This is a genomic window from Spiroplasma endosymbiont of Monopis laevigella (genome assembly GCF_964019975.1).
In the GTDB taxonomy this organism is placed as follows: domain Bacteria; phylum Bacillota_I; class Bacilli_A; order Mycoplasmatales; family VBWQ01; genus Spiroplasma_E; species Spiroplasma_E ixodetis_A.
Genome location: NZ_OZ026473.1, coordinates 614008 through 632437, shown reverse-complemented (window position 1 = coordinate 632437; position 18430 = coordinate 614008). Strand labels below are relative to the sequence as shown.

Annotated in this window: 18 protein-coding genes and 3 pseudogenes; 7 read left to right on the top strand and 14 right to left on the bottom strand. The window is 24.2% G+C overall.

Annotation, left to right across the window (positions count from 1 at the left end; all coding sequences use genetic code 4):
• The first annotated feature begins 3 nt into the window (after positions 1-3).
• From AACK94_RS03545 to AACK94_RS03530, 4 genes are all read left to right on the top strand, one after another.
• Entirely contained in the window at positions 4-1356 is a 1353-nt protein-coding gene (locus AACK94_RS03545; protein WP_338976244.1) for a sigma-70 family RNA polymerase sigma factor, read from the top strand.
• An 8-nt stretch (positions 1357-1364) separates the two neighbouring features.
• On the top strand, positions 1365-2141 hold the full coding sequence (locus tag AACK94_RS03540) for a Nif3-like dinuclear metal center hexameric protein (protein WP_338976242.1): 777 nt from the start codon (positions 1365-1367) through the stop codon (positions 2139-2141).
• Positions 2142-2208: 67 nt separating this feature from the next.
• Entirely contained in the window at positions 2209-2490 is a 282-nt protein-coding gene (locus AACK94_RS03535) for a hypothetical protein (RefSeq protein ID WP_338976241.1), read from the top strand.
• The gene (locus AACK94_RS03530) at positions 2480-2698 is read left to right on the top strand and encodes a UPF0758 domain-containing protein (RefSeq protein WP_338976240.1); all 219 of its coding nucleotides are present in this window, start codon (positions 2480-2482) and stop codon (positions 2696-2698) included. The genes AACK94_RS03535 and AACK94_RS03530 overlap by 11 nt, the downstream gene beginning before the upstream one ends.
• Here the strand turns inward: AACK94_RS03530 and AACK94_RS03525 are convergent.
• The 3 genes and pseudogenes from AACK94_RS03525 to AACK94_RS03515 form a co-directional block, all read right to left on the bottom strand.
• Positions 2695-3819 (bottom strand): annotated as a pseudogene (locus AACK94_RS03525) (IS256 family transposase); the annotation flags it as partial. The gene AACK94_RS03530 and the pseudogene AACK94_RS03525 sit on opposite strands and share 4 nt — an antisense overlap.
• Positions 3820-3822: 3 nt before the next feature.
• Positions 3823-5061 (bottom strand): IS256 family transposase, encoded by a 1239-nt coding sequence (locus AACK94_RS03520; RefSeq protein ID WP_338976328.1) that lies wholly within the window; start codon positions 5059-5061, stop codon positions 3823-3825.
• A 114-nt stretch (positions 5062-5175) separates the two neighbouring features.
• Positions 5176-6293 (bottom strand): IS3 family transposase gene (locus AACK94_RS03515; RefSeq protein WP_338976256.1). Its coding sequence is split into 2 segments (ribosomal slippage): positions 5176-6023 and positions 6023-6293, totalling 1119 coding nucleotides; the frame shifts between segments, so codons are not numbered across the junction.
• Between the two features lie 72 nt (positions 6294-6365).
• On the opposite strand from AACK94_RS03515, the pseudogene AACK94_RS03510 reads away from it, so the two are divergent.
• Positions 6366-6650, top strand: a pseudogene (locus AACK94_RS03510) (transposase); the annotation flags it as partial.
• Here AACK94_RS03510 and AACK94_RS03505 read toward each other — a convergent pair.
• The 11 genes and pseudogenes from AACK94_RS03505 to AACK94_RS03455 all read right to left on the bottom strand — a co-directional run.
• A complete protein-coding gene (locus AACK94_RS03505; RefSeq protein ID WP_338976240.1) occupies positions 6647-6865 on the bottom strand; it encodes a UPF0758 domain-containing protein in 219 nt (72 codons plus the stop codon). The pseudogene AACK94_RS03510 and the gene AACK94_RS03505 sit on opposite strands and share 4 nt — an antisense overlap.
• Positions 6855-7136: a hypothetical protein gene (locus tag AACK94_RS03500; RefSeq protein ID WP_338976254.1), complete on the bottom strand. Its 282-nt coding sequence runs from the start codon at positions 7134-7136 to the stop codon at positions 6855-6857. Before AACK94_RS03500 ends, AACK94_RS03505 begins: the two co-directional genes overlap by 11 nt.
• A 67-nt stretch (positions 7137-7203) precedes the next feature.
• Positions 7204-7980: a Nif3-like dinuclear metal center hexameric protein gene (locus tag AACK94_RS03495; protein ID WP_338976242.1), complete on the bottom strand. Its 777-nt coding sequence runs from the start codon at positions 7978-7980 to the stop codon at positions 7204-7206.
• A gap of 8 nt (positions 7981-7988) precedes the next feature.
• Positions 7989-9341 (bottom strand): sigma-70 family RNA polymerase sigma factor, encoded by a 1353-nt coding sequence (locus AACK94_RS03490; RefSeq protein WP_338976244.1) that lies wholly within the window; start codon positions 9339-9341, stop codon positions 7989-7991.
• A 32-nt stretch (positions 9342-9373) separates the two neighbouring features.
• Positions 9374-11149 (bottom strand): DNA primase, encoded by a 1776-nt coding sequence (gene dnaG / locus AACK94_RS03485; protein ID WP_338976246.1) that lies wholly within the window; start codon positions 11147-11149, stop codon positions 9374-9376.
• Between the two features lie 16 nt (positions 11150-11165).
• Entirely contained in the window at positions 11166-12581 is a 1416-nt protein-coding gene (locus tag AACK94_RS03480) for a glycine--tRNA ligase (protein WP_338974931.1), read from the bottom strand.
• A gap of 164 nt (positions 12582-12745) precedes the next feature.
• A complete protein-coding gene (gene recO, locus AACK94_RS03475) occupies positions 12746-13441 on the bottom strand; it encodes a DNA repair protein RecO (protein ID WP_338976249.1) in 696 nt (231 codons plus the stop codon).
• A 3-nt stretch (positions 13442-13444) separates the two neighbouring features.
• Positions 13445-14341 (bottom strand): GTPase Era, encoded by an 897-nt coding sequence (gene era, locus AACK94_RS03470; RefSeq protein WP_338976253.1) that lies wholly within the window; start codon positions 14339-14341, stop codon positions 13445-13447.
• A 3-nt stretch (positions 14342-14344) separates the two neighbouring features.
• Complete coding sequence (gene cdd / locus AACK94_RS03465) at positions 14345-14779, bottom strand: cytidine deaminase (RefSeq protein WP_281748063.1); 435 nt, start codon at positions 14777-14779, stop codon at positions 14345-14347.
• Positions 14780-14790: 11 nt separating this feature from the next.
• The gene (ybeY, locus tag AACK94_RS03460; protein WP_338976251.1) at positions 14791-15261 is read right to left on the bottom strand and encodes an rRNA maturation RNase YbeY; all 471 of its coding nucleotides are present in this window, start codon (positions 15259-15261) and stop codon (positions 14791-14793) included.
• 265 nt (positions 15262-15526) lie between these two features.
• A pseudogene (locus tag AACK94_RS03455) lies at positions 15527-15811 on the bottom strand (transposase); the annotation flags it as partial.
• 72 nt (positions 15812-15883) lie between these two features.
• On the opposite strand from AACK94_RS03455, the gene AACK94_RS03450 reads away from it, so the two are divergent.
• Positions 15884-17001 (top strand): IS3 family transposase gene (locus AACK94_RS03450; protein WP_338976252.1). Its coding sequence is split into 2 segments (ribosomal slippage): positions 15884-16154 and positions 16154-17001, totalling 1119 coding nucleotides; the frame shifts between segments, so codons are not numbered across the junction.
• Between the two features lie 114 nt (positions 17002-17115).
• Positions 17116-18354 (top strand): IS256 family transposase, encoded by a 1239-nt coding sequence (locus AACK94_RS03445; protein ID WP_338976327.1) that lies wholly within the window; start codon positions 17116-17118, stop codon positions 18352-18354.
• The last annotated feature ends 76 nt before the right edge of the window (positions 18355-18430 follow it).

The following is an 18430-nucleotide window of genomic DNA, read 5'->3' as shown; positions in this document are numbered from 1 at the left end:
AATATGGCTGCTATACAACAAAAAACGAAATTGAAAAAACTTTTAACTTTAGAGGAAGTAGAAAGTAATTTAATTAAAAAATTAGAAAAGAGTCAAACAAAAGAATTAAAACAAGAAGATGTCATTAAAGAGTTTGCACATTTAAAATTAGATGATGATACGATTGAGGAAATTTTTGATCGGTTAGAAAAAGAAGGAGTAGTCTTTACTGATATTTTGATGGATGAAGTTGAAGATGATGCTAATTTTCCCGATATTGATGATGAACAATTACCTGATGATTTAGATATTGATATTTTAGTTAGTGATTTGAGTTTTAAAAATACAATGGGGATCTCTAATGATACAAGAAGAAAAGATGGAATTAAGTCTTATTTTAATATTTTGGGAACAAGTCAAATATTGAGTCAAAGTGAGGAAATTAAATATGCTAAAATGTTAGAATCAAAAGATGTTGAGGAAAGAACATATGGTCGTGAGCAATTAATTAAATCAAATTTAAAATTAGTAGTTTCTGTTGCTAGAAAACATTTAAATCGTGGTTTAGATTTTGCTGATTTAATTGAAGAAGGTAATATTGGTCTTATTAAAGCAGTTGATAAATTTGATTATCGCCGTGGTTTTAAATTTTCAACTTATGCTACTTGATGAATTAGACAATCAATTACACGAAGTTTAGCTGATCAAGGTAAAATGGTTCGTGTACCTGTTCATATGGTTGAAAGAATTAATAAGTTAACAAGAATTGAAAGAAACTTAACACAAGAATTAGGTCGTGATCCTACTCATGAGGAAATTGCCAATAAAATGGGACAAAACATGACAGCCGATCGTGTTCGTGAAATTAAAAAACTTGCTATTGAACCAGTATCTTTAGAAAAACCAATTGGTGAAGAAGATGATACACATTTTGGTGATTTTATTAAAGATAAAAATATGCTATCTCCCGATGAATATGCTGAAAGACATTGATTAAGAGAACAATTGGATCGTGTTTTTGCTGAAGTATTAACAAAACGAGAAGAAAAAGTTATTAGAATGCGTTTTGGAATTTTACCAACAAAATTAAGAAGATTATTAGAACTTTGTGAAGATGAAAAAGAAATTACTGAATTAAAAACAGTAGTTAATAATTTACAGTTACACTATGATACTAGTTTAGATAAAACAGAATTGTTAAGTGATAAGGTTGTTCATCGTCATATTACTAAGTACGATTCTCCAAAAACTCTAGAAGAAGTTGGTAAAGAATTTATTGTTACAAGAGAAAGAATTAGACAAATAGAAGCAAAGGCAATTAGAAAATTAAAACATCCGTCTAAATATAAACATATTAAAGAATTTTATAAAGGATAATAGTTAACATGTTAACTATCAATAATATAATTAATGTTTTAGAAACATATTTTCCTTTAAAAGATGTTTGTGAATGAGATTTTTCAGGAATACAAATTAAATCAAAAACAAAAACCAATATTAATAAAATTTTAGTTTGTTTAGATGTTACTAATGAAGTTTTAACTGAGGCCATTAATAATAATATTGATTTAATAATTTCTCATCATCCATTAGTTTTTGCTAAAGATATTAATCAATCTAATATTTCAAATTGAAAAAAAGAATTATATAGTAAAATACTAATAGCAGATATTAATGTATATTCATTACATACTAATTTTGATATATCATTAGTAGGTATGAATATGTTGATGGCTAAAGAATTAAAAATTAAAAATATTCATTTTATTAATGAAGAAAAGTTGGCAATAGTTGGTAAATTTGATAGACAAATGCCATTAAAAGAATTGATTAATAACTTAAAAAAATATTTTAATGTTGCAAATATACAATTGGTTAATAATAAATTGAGTGATAACAATATAGTGACTGTTGCTTTATCTGCTGGTGCTGGTGGTGATATTATTAGTAATTTATCTAACAATATTGATTTATTAATTACTGGAGAAATGAAATGAAACTATATTATGGAAGCTAAAGATAGAAAAATTAATGTTATTTTGGTTGGTCATTATATGGAACAAAAATTTGTTGATTTTCTTTTTCAATTACTTATTGAAAAATTATCAACAAAAGTTAAAGTTTTTAAATATAATTTAGAAAATCCTATTACTTTTTTTTAAACTTATAAAATTTAAAAAGGAAAAAACTATTTTTTAAATAAAAATAAGTTTTAGGGGGTTGATAAATATGATTTTAGAAGATTTAGAACCAATGACTGATCAAGAGTGTCAGGCAGTTAGTGGTCGTTTTGCTCAATTTTTAATGGGTGCCGTGTTAGCGGGGATAGCAATTCCTGTTATTAAAAATTTATGAAATAGTGTTTCAGGAAGTATTAAGTTACCAGGTGGTATTGAAAGTAAATGAGACAGTTCTAAAGATGATAGTAAAGATTTAGCAAAAATTAAAGATGAATTTAATAAATTTCAAGAAAAATTAACACATTTAATACCGCCTTTTTATGAATTTTAAAGAACTTAATAATACAAAAAAACCAAGAGAAAAAGCCATTAAATATGGCTTTGACGCTCTTAGTGATAATGAATTATTAGCAATTATTTTGCGAACAGGAACTAAAGAAAAAAATGTATTATTTTTAGCGCAAGAAATAATTACTAATTTTAATGGTCTTGAGAGGCTTTTTAATAATCTGTGTATCTTTGTTTTACAAAGTTACTAATTTAGATTAATTCTGTCTTCAAATTTTATCATAAAATGAGCAATTGCTGTATTTCAATTTTGAATAGGCAATGTTCATTTTTTTGTTATATTTTCAATTGCCAAGTAAAATATTTTGAAAACTGCCATATCATTAGGAAAAACTTTTTTATTTCTGATGATTTTTCGTAATTGACTATTAACAGATTCAATAGCATTTGTAGTATAAATCACTCTTTTGATTTCTACTGGATAACTAATAAAAACCATTAAATTATCTCAATTTTTATATCAAGATTTAGTAATTTGAGGATATTGTTTATTTCATTTACTTTCAAACGATTCTAAAGCTTGCATTGCTTGTTCTTCACTACATGCACTATAAATTGGTTTTAAATCTGCAACTAGACCTTTTCGATGTTTGTATGAAACATATTTTAAACTATTTCTAATTTGATGAACAATGCATAATTGATGTTCTGTTTTAGGATAAACTGATTGTATTGCTTCTGACATGCCTGTTAAATTATCACTACAAGCAATAAGAATATCATTTAAGCCACGATTTTTCATTTCTGTGAAATTAGATAATCAAAACTTAGAACCTTCATTTTCACTAATTCATAATCCTAAAACATCTTTTTTGCCTTCTAAATCAACTCCTAATGCTATATAAACTGATTTGTTAATAATCGGTTTATCTTGTCGTACTTTAACTACTATACAATCAAAATAAACAATAGGATAAATACTTTCTAATGGTCGATTTTGTCATGCTTTAACATCATCAATAACATCATCAGTAATTTGACTAATAACACTTTCACTAATATCAGCACCATGATATAACTCTTGCAACTGCATTCTAATGTCAGATAATGTCATTCCTTTTGCATACAAGGAAAGAACTTGTTGATCAAAACCATCAAATCTTCTTTGCCTTTTAGGAACTATTACAGGAGTAAAATTACTATTGCGATCTCTTGGTACATCAATTTCAATTTTACCTTGTTGAGTTATTAATTTTTTTGAACTTGTACCATTACGAGCATTTTCAGTAGTAATATGTTGATTTTTTTCATATCCTAAATAATTTTGCATTTCGAGGCTTTTTAATAATCTGTGTATCTTTGTTTTACAAAGTTACTAATTTAGATTAATTCTGTCTTCAAATTTTATCATAAAATGAGCAATTGCTGTATTTCAATTTTGAATAGGCAATGTTCATTTTTTTGTTATATTTTCAATTGCCAAGTAAAATATTTTGAAAACTGCCATATCATTAGGAAAAACTTTTTTATTTCTGATGATTTTTCGTAATTGACTATTAACAGATTCAATAGCATTTGTAGTATAAATCACTCTTTTGATTTCTACTGTATAACTAATAAAAACCATTAAATTATCTCAATTTTTATATCAAGATTTAGTAATTTGAGGATATTGTTTATTTCATTTACTTTCAAACGATTCTAAAGCTTGCATTGCTTGTTCTTCACTACATGCACTATAAATTGGTTTTAAATCTGCAACTAGACCTTTTCGATGTTTGTATGAAACATATTTTAAACTATTTCTAATTTGATGAACAATGCATAATTGATGTTCTGTTTTAGGATAAACTGATTGTATTGCTTCTGACATGCCTGTTAAATTATCACTACAAGCAATAAGAATATCATTTAAGCCACGATTTTTCATTTCTGTGAAATTAGATAATCAAAACTTAGAACCTTCATTTTCACTAATTCATAATCCTAAAACATCTTTTTTGCCTTCTAAATCAACTCCTAATGCTATATAAACTGATTTGTTAATAATCCGTTTATCTTGTCGTACTTTAACTACTATACAATCAAAATAAACAATAGGATAAATACTTTCTAATGGTCGATTTTGTCATGCTTTAACATCATCAATAACATCATCAGTAATTTGACTAATAACACTTTCACTAATATCAGCACCATGATATAACTCTTGCAACTGCATTCTAATGTCAGATAATGTCATTCCTTTTGCATACAAGGAAAGAACTTGTTGATCAAAACCATCAAATCTTCTTTGCCTTTTAGGAACTATTACAGGAGTAAAATTACTATTGCGATCTCTTGGTACATCAATTTCAATTTTACCTTGTTGAGTTATTAATTTTTTTGAACTTGTACCATTACGAGCATTTTCAGTAGTACTATGTTGATTTTTTTCATATCCTAAATAATTTTGCATTTCAGAATTCAACATTTTTTCAACTAATCTTTTTGTTAATTCTTTATATAAACCGCTAGGTTTAAAAACTGTTGTTAAATCTTCAGTATTTTCTAGTAATAAATCTACTGCTTTTGATATTGGATCATTATTATTAAAGTTATCTTTTTTAGCCATCTGTAACTCAATCTTTCTAGTCATTTAATTATATTTACTAGAATTAATTAAACATAGTTATTTTTGTAAGTTACACAGATTACGAAACATTTCCAATGGCAACCCTTTTTAGGACTATTTTTTGGTAGACATTTGTTTTTGATAACTAACTGGAGTTAGGTAGTTTAGAGTACTGTGAATTCTTATGTTGTTATATCAATTGATGTAATCAAATAATTCTAATTTTAATTGGATTAATGATGTAAAATTTTTATCATTAATAAATTCAATTTTGAAAGTTTTAAAAGTTGCTTCAGCAACAGCATTGTCATAAGGACATCCTTTTTTGCTTAAAGATCGAGTTATGTTGAAAGCTAATAAAAGTTTATCAATAGTTTTATTATTGAATTCATTACCGCGATCAGTATGAAATATTTCAATATCTTTTAAACAGTGATTTGATTGCATAAATGCTTGATATACTAATGATGCATCTTTTTTAACTCCAACACTATGTCCAATAATTTCGCGGTTAAATAGGTCGATTAATAGGCAAATATAGTTTCATTTACCATTAACTTGAACATAAGTTAAATCAATAACAATAACTTCATTTTTAATTCTATTATTAAAGTTTCTATTAACAAGATTGGTTATTTGACTATCATTGACTTTATTATGATAATTTTTGAATGATAATTTAGTGTATTTTGATATTAAATTATGCTTATTCATAATTTCTTTAATTTTTCTGCGTGATAAATAAATTTCTTGGTTTGCTAGTATGACTTTTAATCTTCTAGTACCATAAACTTCTTTATTTTCTTTAAAAGCACTAATAACAGCTTGTTCATAAATATTATTTTGAATTTTATTTTTTTTCTTTAAATTAAAATAATATGTTGATTTAGAGAGTTTTAAAAAATGACACATTGTGCGAATTTTATATTTAGATTTATTATTTGCAATAATCTCTACTTTCTGCCTATTATTAGTGCTGCTTGCTTTAAAATATCAATTTCCATTCGTAACTGTTTTAATTCTTTATTTGCTTGAATTAATTGTTTTTCTAAATCTGAAAGATTATCTTTAGTTTTAAAACTACCTGAATTAGTAAATTGCTTAATTCAATTGTAAGTAGCTGCTCTTGTAACATTGTATTCTTTAACAAGGCAAGATACTGATTTGCCACTTTGATATAAAGCTACTATTTGTTTTTTAAATTCATCTGAATATGAGTTAATAGTGACCATAATTATAATTCCTTTCTTTTAACTAATTTGTTCACTTGTCTATGTAATTAGTGTCCAATAAAGTGTAACCCATCCAAATCTTGATATAAAAATTGAGATAATTTAATGGTTTTTATTAGTTATCCAGTAGAAATCAAAAGAGTGATTTATACTACAAATGCTATTGAATCTGTTAATAGTCAATTACGAAAAATCATCAGAAATAAAAAAGTTTTTCCTAATGATATGGCAGTTTTCAAAATATTTTACTTGGCAATTGAAAATATAACAAAAAAATGAACATTGCCTATTCAAAATTGAAATACAGCAATTGCTCATTTTATGATAAAATTTGAAGACAGAATTAATCTAAATTAGTAACTTTGTAAAACAAAGATACACAGATTATTAAAAAGCCTCTCAAGACCATTAAAATTAGTAATTATTTCTTGCGCTAAAAATAATACATTTTTTTCTTTAGTTCCTGTTCGCAAAATAATTGCTAATAATTCATTATCACTAAGAGCGTCAAAGCCATATTTAATGGCTTTTTCTCTTGGTTTTTTTGTATTATTAAGTTCTTTAAAATTCATAAAAAGGCGGTATTAAATGTGTTAATTTTTCTTGAAATTTATTAAATTCATCTTTAATTTTTGCTAAATCTTTACTATCATCTTTAGAACTGTCTCATTTACTTTCAATACCACCTAGTAACTTAATACTTCCTGAAACACTATTTCATAAATTTTTAATAACAGGAATTGCTATCCCCGCTAACACGGCACCCATTAAAAATTGAGCAAAACGACCACTAACTGCCTGACACTCTTGATCAGTCATTGGTTCTAAATCTTCTAAAATCATATTTATCAACCCCCTAAAACTTATTTTTATTTAAAAAATAGTTTTTTCCTTTTTAAATTTTATAAGTTTAAAAAAAAGTAATAGGATTTTCTAAATTATATTTAAAAACTTTAACTTTTGTTGATAATTTTTCAATAAGTAATTGAAAAAGAAAATCAACAAATTTTTGTTCCATATAATGACCAACCAAAATAACATTAATTTTTCTATCTTTAGCTTCCATAATATAGTTTCATTTCATTTCTCCAGTAATTAATAAATCAATATTGTTAGATAAATTACTAATAATATCACCACCAGCACCAGCAGATAAAGCAACAGTCACTATATTGTTATCACTCAATTTATTATTAACCAATTGTATATTTGCAACATTAAAATATTTTTTTAAGTTATTAATCAATTCTTTTAATGGCATTTGTCTATCAAATTTACCAACTATTGCCAACTTTTCTTCATTAATAAAATGAATATTTTTAATTTTTAATTCTTTAGCCATCAACATATTCATACCTACTAATGATATATCAAAATTAGTATGTAATGAATATACATTAATATCTGCTATTAGTATTTTACTATATAATTCTTTTTTTCAATTTGAAATATTAGATTGATTAATATCTTTAGCAAAAACTAATGGATGATGAGAAATTATTAAATCAATATTATTATTAATGGCCTCAGTTAAAACTTCATTAGTAACATCTAAACAAACTAAAATTTTATTAATATTGGTTTTTGTTTTTGATTTAATTTGTATTCCTGAAAAATCTCATTCACAAACATCTTTTAAAGGAAAATATGTTTCTAAAACATTAATTATATTATTGATAGTTAACATGTTAACTATTATCCTTTATAAAATTCTTTAATATGTTTATATTTAGACGGATGTTTTAATTTTCTAATTGCCTTTGCTTCTATTTGTCTAATTCTTTCTCTTGTGACAATAAATTCTTTACCAACTTCTTCTAGAGTTTTTGGAGAATCGTACTTAGTAATATGACGATGAACAACCTTATCACTTAACAATTCTGTTTTATCTAAACTAGTATCATAGTGTAACTGTAAATTATTAACTACTGTTTTTAATTCAGTAATTTCTTTTTCATCTTCACAAAGTTCTAATAATCTTCTTAATTTTGTTGGTAAAATTCCAAAACGCATTCTAATAACTTTTTCTTCTCGTTTTGTTAATACTTCAGCAAAAACACGATCCAATTGTTCTCTTAATCAATGTCTTTCAGCATATTCATCGGGAGATAGCATATTTTTATCTTTAATAAAATCACCAAAATGTGTATCATCTTCTTCACCAATTGGTTTTTCTAAAGATACTGGTTCAATAGCAAGTTTTTTAATTTCACGAACACGATCGGCTGTCATGTTTTGTCCCATTTTATTGGCAATTTCCTCATGAGTAGGATCACGACCTAATTCTTGTGTTAAGTTTCTTTCAATTCTTGTTAACTTATTAATTCTTTCAACCATATGAACAGGTACACGAACCATTTTACCTTGATCAGCTAAACTTCGTGTAATTGATTGTCTAATTCATCAAGTAGCATAAGTTGAAAATTTAAAACCACGGCGATAATCAAATTTATCAACTGCTTTAATAAGACCAATATTACCTTCTTCAATTAAATCAGCAAAATCTAAACCACGATTTAAATGTTTTCTAGCAACAGAAACTACTAATTTTAAATTTGATTTAATTAATTGCTCACGACCATATGTTCTTTCCTCAACATCTTTTGATTCTAACATTTTAGCATATTTAATTTCCTCACTTTGACTCAATATTTGACTTGTTCCCAAAATATTAAAATAAGACTTAATTCCATCTTTTCTTCTTGTATCATTAGAGATCCCCATTGTATTTTTAAAACTCAAATCACTAACTAAAATATCAATATCTAAATCATCAGGTAATTGTTCATCATCAATATCGGGAAAATTAGCATCATCTTCAACTTCATCCATCAAAATATCAGTAAAGACTACTCCTTCTTTTTCTAACCGATCAAAAATTTCCTCAATCGTATCATCATCTAATTTTAAATGTGCAAACTCTTTAATGACATCTTCTTGTTTTAATTCTTTTGTTTGACTCTTTTCTAATTTTTTAATTAAATTACTTTCTACTTCCTCTAAAGTTAAAAGTTTTTTCAATTTCGTTTTTTGTTGTATAGCAGCCATATTTTCACCTTATCCTTAATTTATCATCATACTTATTTTTTCTTTATTTTATTTTTTAATACTGATATTTCTTTTAATAACAATATTTGTTTTTCAATATTTTTTTCAGATTTCAATTTATCATTGATCATTTTTATTTCATAATCAATTAGTTGATTATTAATAATTTTTAAGTAATCATTAATAATTTGAGGTTTTAAATCAAACTTTTTATTTTTATACTTATCAAGAAGTTTTTCTAAAATATTTAAAAGTGAATTACCTTTAAGTTCTTCTAAAATTAAATCAAAATTAATTGCTTCTATTTGATTATTTTGATATTTTTGACTAATTAAAAAGTATAAATTCATAAAATCTTGATTTGGAAAAATAAATTTTTCTTTTTCTAAAATTAAATAAACATTTCTTGATAACATTACTAAAAAAATAAGTTGTTCTTGTGCTTCAAAAAAAATATTTTTTACTTCTATTTTAGATTTATTTTTGATACTAAAAGTTGTAGTTACTAAATTATTATCAATATTTAAAATTTGTATTAAGTCTTCAGTGGATAAATTAGTTATTTTTGCTAACATATTTAAATAAAACTTTTGAGTAATAACATCATTGATTTTTGTTCAAATTGGAACTAATGATTTTAAAAATTCATTAAGTTCATAACTATCTTTTTTAATGTTATATTTAGTTAATGATAAATTAATTGCAAATTCAAAAGGATGAATAGTTTTTTTTATTATTTCATAAAATTTTTGAGGAAATTTATTTATTAATTCATCAGGATCAAATTTAGTATCATTATTGATAATTTGTACTTTAAAATTATTTGATAATAAAACACTAGCTATTTTTAAAGATGCTATTTTTCCTGGTAAATCACCATCTAAAAAAATAATAATATTAGTAGTAATTTTTTTTAAAAGTAAAATATGTTCTTTTGTTAAATTTGTTCCCATTAAAGCAACAACATTTTTAATATTTTGATTATTTAGAGCAATAACATCCATAAAACCTTCAGTCAAATAAATAACTTCATTTTTTTTAATATAATTTCTAACATTATTAAAGTTATATAAAATTTTACTTTTCTTAAAAAAATCTGTTTCTGGACTATTAATATATTTATAACTTTTATCTTCTCTATTATAATTTCTTGCAGAAAAACCAACACAGTCTCCATCTTCATCTTTAATAGCAAACATAATTCGATTTGAAAAGGTAGGAAGAAGTTGATCCTTATTATTAATTTTCATAAGTCCTAATTTTACAAATTCAATATTATCTTTATAACCTTGTGCATTAAGATAATCTATTAATTCATTATTAATAGGTGCATAACCAATATTAAAATATTTAATATTTTCAGTAGTAATATTACGATTTCGTAAATATTTCATTACTTCTTGACCAATATCAGTTAGTAACTGATAACTAAAAAAATTCATTGCAATATTATTTAAAATTTTTAGTGGATTTTTTTTAGTTTCAACATTAAATTCAGATAAATTAATATCAAACTCTTTTAAATTTAAATTAATATTATCTGCTGCTTCTTTAAGAGCATTAATAAAATTAATATTTTTATATTTTTGTAAAAAAATAAAAACATTTCCTTGTTCACCACAAGAAAAACATTTATAAATTTGTTTTTCTTGTGAAATTGATAATGAAGGAGTAGAGTCTTCATGAAAAGGACAGATAGCTCAAAAATTATTGCCTTTACGGATCAAATTTAAATATTTACCCATAACTTCGACAATATTAATTTTTGCTTTAACTTCATTAATTTTTTTATTAAACTCGATATCCATATTTTTTCACACAATTCTAACAAATAATGTCTAATTTGTCATATAAATATTCTTTAAGTTGATCAACTTTAACTATAACTTGATTTGTAGTATCACGATCTCTAATTGTAACAGTACCTTTAGTTTTTGTGTCATAATCAATTGTTACACAATACATAGTACCAATACCATCTTGATAACGATAAGATTTACCAACACTTGATGATGCTTCATAAATTACTCTTAATTGTGTTTTATTTAACATTTCAAAAATTTCATATGCCTCTTTACCTAATTTTGTTTTATTTAAAGACATAACAGCTACTTGATAAGGGCAAATACTCTTATTTAATTTTAACACTAACCGTTCTTTATCGTCTTTTAAAACTTCTTTTGTAAATGCTTCACAAACTAAAGCTAATAAAAGCCTTTCAACACCAATTGAAGGTTCAATAACTGAAGGAATAACCATTCTTTTTACTGTAACATTAGGATCTTGAATCTCAAAATTTACACCAGAATTCTCACTATGTTTTGTTAAATCATAATTCCCACGATTAGCTATACCACATAATTCACTCATACCAAAAGGAAAATTATATTCAATATCAGTAGTTGCTAATGCATAATGTGCTAGTTGATTTTGTTCATGATTTTTAAATTTTATATTTTTTGAATTCAATAAACCTACTAGAGAGAGAAATTCTTTACATTGATCAACTCAATAATTAAATCAAGTATTATCATTTTTATCCTTTGGAATAAAGAAAAATTCTAATTCCATTTGTTCAAATTCTCTAGTACGAAAAATAAAATTACCAGGAGTTATCTCATTTCTAAAGCTTTTACCAATTTGACCAATACCAAATGGTACTTTTTTATTACAACTATTTCTTACATTATTAAAATTTATAAATATTCCTTGTGCGGTCTCAGGTCTTAAATAAATTTTATTTTTATCTTCTTTTAAAACACCTTGATATGTTTCAAACATTAATTGAAATTGTCTAACTTTAGTTCAATCTTCATTATTGCATTTAATACATTTAATATGATTTTGATTAATATATGTTTCTAATTTTTCATTACTTCAATTATCACAATTAATACTAGGAAAATAATGATTAATTAAATTATCAACTCGAAAGCGAGACTTACATTTTTTACAATCAATTAATGGATCACTAAAATTACTCAAATGCCCTGAAGCTTCTCAAACTTTAGATTTCATAATAATTGAACTATCTAGCCCAACATTGTATGGATTTTTTTCGACAAAAAAAACTCATCAACTTTTCTTAATATTATTTTTAAGTGCTACACCAAGCGGACCATAATCTCAACTATTAGCAAGACCTGAATAAATTTCTGATCCTTGAAAAATAAAACCATTTTCTTTTAAATGAGTAATTATTTCCTTCATTGACTTATCATTGATAATTTTATTAATCATTGCCCCTCCATTAATCATAAAAATTTTCTTAAATATCTTAAATAATACATAAAATCTCTAAAAAGAATAATCCTGTTAATAATATGTTCATAGATAGGTTTTGTCAACCTATTATAAGTGTTATATATTATTAAAAACAATATAACAACTAATTATTAAAATATTTATGTAATTATTAATTTATTATTATATTTTTGACAGTGGTTTTCTAAAATATTAAGAATTTTATTAAGTTCTTCTTTTTCAACTTTTCATTTATTAATATCTTGATAATTTAATAAATAAAGTTGATATATTTTTTTAAACAAAACAATGTCAAAATTAATTATAGCTAATTTTAAAGAACAATTTTTACAAAAAACACCACCCAAATCATAATTAATTAAATACAAATTAGTTATTTGATTACAATTAATACAATTAGTAAAGTTAAACTGAATTCCTTGAAATATTAAACTATGAAATAAGAAAAAAACATAAACTTTCTTAAAATTACTATTTATCATTAACTGTTCATATAAATTAAATAAAAAAGAAAAGATATTTTTATTATTAATAATAATTTTTTCTAAATAATTAATAACTATCTTGTTAAAACTCTTAATCAATTGATAACTTTTTTCATTTATAAAACTATTAAAACTTTTTATTTTTTTATATGTTATACATAAGTTTGAACAATCATAATTTTGATTAAAAATAAAAATTCAACAATCTAAAAGACTATATTTATTTAAATTGATTTTTATTTCTGGTAAAGAAACTATTTTAACACCATAATTTGATGTTAAAATAGTAACATTATTTATTGATTTAATGTAGTTAATGTTTAAAATCAAACCAGTATCAATATTAAACACATTTTAACTATAACCTAACTCTTTTAATTTTCTAGGATTATTTCTTCAATCAGGTATTACTTTTACAAAAGTTTTTAATATAATATGAGAATCAAAAATACTTTCTAAATCTGTTCTAGCTCTTATTCCAATTTCTTTAATCATACTACCTCCTTTACCAATAATAATTCCTTTTTGTGAGTCTCGTTCAACAACAATAACAGCATTAATATCAGTAATATTAGTATTTGGATTATAATTAATACTTTCAATTAATACTGCTACACTATAAGGAATTTCTTCTTCTGTTAAATTTAAAATTTTTTCACGAATAATTTCCTTAATTAAAGTATTATCTGAAACATCATCGTTATTTTCGATTAAATGATTCTTTTCACCAATTGGTAAATACTCATATAGTTTTTTCAATAATATATCTAAATTCATTTCTTTTATAGCAGAAATTGGAATTATTTCTTTAAATGGTAATAAATCTTTTCACTCATTAATTTTATCCATTAATTTTTCTTTTGTTACTAAATCAACCTTAGTTAATAAAAGTAGAATAGTTGTATTTACCCTTTCTGATAATAATTTAATAATATGTTTATCGCTATTTCCAATGTATTCATTACATGGCGCTAATAAACAAATAATGTTAGTTTCTTTAATGGCGCGATTAGCATCGCGATTCATCATTCGTCCAAGTTGGTTATTATGTTTATGAATGCCGGGAGTATCAAAAAATATGATTTGCATATCATCACTATTATAAATACCTTGAATTTGATTTCTGGTTGTTTGTGGTTTATTAGACACAATTGCCTTTTTTTCTTGAAGAATGGTATTTAATAAAGTTGATTTTCCAACATTACTTCTACCAATAAAACTAACAAAACCTGATTTAAAATTATTATTCATAAATTAATTCCCTTTCAATGAACTTGGTTTAAACGCTAAAGGTAATAAGTCTTTTACTAATATTTTACAAATTGTTTTAGTATCATTATTTTCATTTTTATTACTAATATAAATAGGACATGTTTCTGGCATAATTTCAATCATAAATTGACGACACATACCACAAGGAGAACCAACAGTTTCACTATCAGTAATTAAAAATAGACTAATAATATCTTCTTTTTTATAACCTTGAGCAATAACTTGTGACAAAGCCGCTCTTTCAGCACAAATGCCTACTGAGTATGCAGCATTTTCAACATTTACTCCTAACACTTCTTTACTATTTTTCAAAAGTACTATTGCAGCAACTCTAAATAAAGAATAAGGAGCATAAGCATTTTTTTGTATTGCTTTTGCTTTTTTCAATAATACTAATAAATCTATATCTTGTTCCATTATACCACCCCTTATTTTCTAGTAATACCAAGAATATTTAAAATTTCATCTTGTAAATCAAACATAACCTTTTCTTCTAGGCTATTTTGATGATCATATCCTAATGTATGAAGTAATCCATGAATAAAAAGAAATGATAATTCTCTAATTAAACTATGGCCATATTCTTGTGCTTGCGCTACTGCCTTTGAATAACAAATATAAACATCACCTAAATCTCTAATATCAATATTAATATTTGGAAAATCATCATCATTATTTCCAAATGATAAAACATCAGGAACATAATCTTTATGACGATACATTTTATTTAATTCAATACTAGTCTGTTCGTCATTAAAAATAGCAGCAATACACCATGTAATTTTCTGTTTTAACTTAATAGCTACTGCATTTAAAATTTTTTCTGATAAAATATTAAAATTTTTAATGTCATAGTTATGATCATTGTAAATATTTACAATATTAATTTTTGCTGGCATTTATCTACCTAACTTCTTTTTGATTAAATTATATCAATATTTACATTTATGTTGTAATATTATTTCAAATAAATGTTAACAAACTTTCTTCACCAATAATTATTAATACCATTTGATTTAAATATGTATTAGAATTAATATTTTCTTCAATTAAAAGTTGATTATTATCATTTCATTTTGGAAAAAAAATTGTTAAATAACATTTATTAATAGAGAAAAAAATGAGGCTTTTTAATAATCTGTGTATCTTTGTTTTACAAAGTTACTAATTTAGATTAATTCTGTCTTCAAATTTTATCATAAAATGAGCAATTGCTGTATTTCAATTTTGAATAGGCAATGTTCATTTTTTTGTTATATTTTCAATTGCCAAGTAAAATATTTTGAAAACTGCCATATCATTAGGAAAAACTTTTTTATTTCTGATGATTTTTCGTAATTGACTATTAACAGATTCAATAGCATTTGTAGTATAAATCACTCTTTTGATTTCTACTGGATAACTAATAAAAACCATTAAATTATCTCAATTTTTATATCAAGATTTGGATGGGTTACACTTTATTGGACACTAATTACATAGACAAGTGAACAAATTAGTTAAAAGAAAGGAATTATAATTATGGTCACTATTAACTCATATTCAGATGAATTTAAAAAACAAATAGTAGCTTTATATCAAAGTGGCAAATCAGTATCTTGCCTTGTTAAAGAATACAATGTTACAAGAGCAGCTACTTACAATTGAATTAAGCAATTTACTAATTCAGGTAGTTTTAAAACTAAAGATAATCTTTCAGATTTAGAAAAACAATTAATTCAAGCAAATAAAGAATTAAAACAGTTACGAATGGAAATTGATATTTTAAAGCAAGCAGCACTAATAATAGGCAGAAAGTAGAGATTATTGCAAATAATAAATCTAAATATAAAATTCGCACAATGTGTCATTTTTTAAAACTCTCTAAATCAACATATTATTTTAATTTAAAGAAAAAAAATAAAATTCAAAATAATATTTATGAACAAGCTGTTATTAGTGCTTTTAAAGAAAATAAAGAAGTTTATGGTACTAGAAGATTAAAAGTCATACTAGCAAACCAAGAAATTTATTTATCACGCAGAAAAATTAAAGAAATTATGAATAAGCATAATTTAATATCAAAATACACTAAATTATCATTCAAAAATTATCATAATAAAGTCAATGATAGTCAAATAACCAATCTTGTTAATAGAAACTTTAATAATAGAATTAAAAATGAAGTTATTGTTATTGATTTAACTTATGTTCAAGTTAATGGTAAATGAAACTATATTTGCCTATTAATCGACCTATTTAACCGCGAAATTATTGGACATAGTGTTGGAGTTAAAAAAGATGCATCATTAGTATATCAAGCATTTATGCAATCAAATCACTGTTTAAAAGATATTGAAATATTTCATACTGATCGCGGTAATGAATTCAATAATAAAACTATTGATAAACTTTTATTAGCTTTCAACATAACTCGATCTTTAAGCAAAAAAGGATGTCCTTATGACAATGCTGTTGCTGAAGCAACTTTTAAAACTTTCAAAATTGAATTTATTAATGATAAAAATTTTACATCATTAATCCAATTAAAATTAGAATTATTTGATTACATCAATTGATATAACAACATAAGAATTCACAGCACTCTAAACTACCTAACTCCAATTAGTTATCAAAAACAAATGTCTACCAAAAAATAGTCCTAAAAAGGGTTGCCATTGGAAATGTTTAGTAATCTGTGTAACTTACAAAAATAACTATGTTTAATTAATTCTAGTAAATATAATTAAATGACTAGAAAGATTGAGTTACAGATGGCTAAAAAAGATAACTTTAATAATAATGATCCAATATCAAAAGCAGTAGATTTATTACTAGAAAATACTGAAGATTTAACAACAGTTTTTAAACCTGGCGGTTTATATAAAGAATTAACAAAAAGATTAGTTGAAAAAATGTTGAATTCTGAAATGCAAAATTATTTAGGATATGAAAAAAATCAACATAGTACTACTGAAAATGCTCGTAATGGTACAAGTTCAAAAAAATTAATAACTCAACAAGGTAAAATTGAAATTGATGTACCAAGAGATCGCAATAGTAATTTTACTCCTGTAATAGTTCCTAAAAGGCAAAGAAGATTTGATGGTTTTGATCAACAAGTTCTTTCCTTGTATGCAAAAGGAATGACATTATCTGACATTAGAATGCAGTTGCAAGAGTTATATCATGGTGCTGATATTAGTGAAAGTGTTATTAGTCAAATTACTGATGATGTTATTGATGATGTTAAAGCATGACAAAATCGACCATTAGAAAGTATTTATCCTATTGTTTATTTTGATTGTATAGTAGTTAAAGTACGACAAGATAAACGGATTATTAACAAATCAGTTTATATAGCATTAGGAGTTGATTTAGAAGGCAAAAAAGATGTTTTAGGATTATGAATTAGTGAAAATGAAGGTTCTAAGTTTTGATTATCTAATTTCACAGAAATGAAAAATCGTGGCTTAAATGATATTCTTATTGCTTGTAGTGATAATTTAACAGGCATGTCAGAAGCAATACAATCAGTTTATCCTAAAACAGAACATCAATTATGCATTGTTCATCAAATTAGAAATAGTTTAAAATATGTTTCATACAAACATCGAAAATGTCTAGTTGCAGATTTAAAACCAATTTATAGTGCATGTAGTGAAGAACAAGCAATGCAAGCTTTAGAATCGTTTGAAAGTAAATGAAATAAACAATATCCTCAAATTACTAAATTTTGATATAAAAATTGAGATAATTTAATGGTTTTTATTAGTTATCCAGTAGAAATCAAAAGAGTGATTTATACTACAAATGCTATTGAATCTGTTAATAGTCAATTACGAAAAATCATCAGAAATAAAAAAGTTTTTCCTAATGATATGGCAGTTTTCAAAATATTTTACTTGGCAATTGAAAATATAACAAAAAAATGAACATTGCCTATTCAAAATTGAAATACAGCAATTGCTCATTTTATGATAAAATTTGAAGACAGAATTAATCTAAATTAGTAACTTTGTAAAACAAAGATACACAGATTATTAAAAAGCCTCATTTTTTTCTCTATTAATAAATGTTATTTAACAA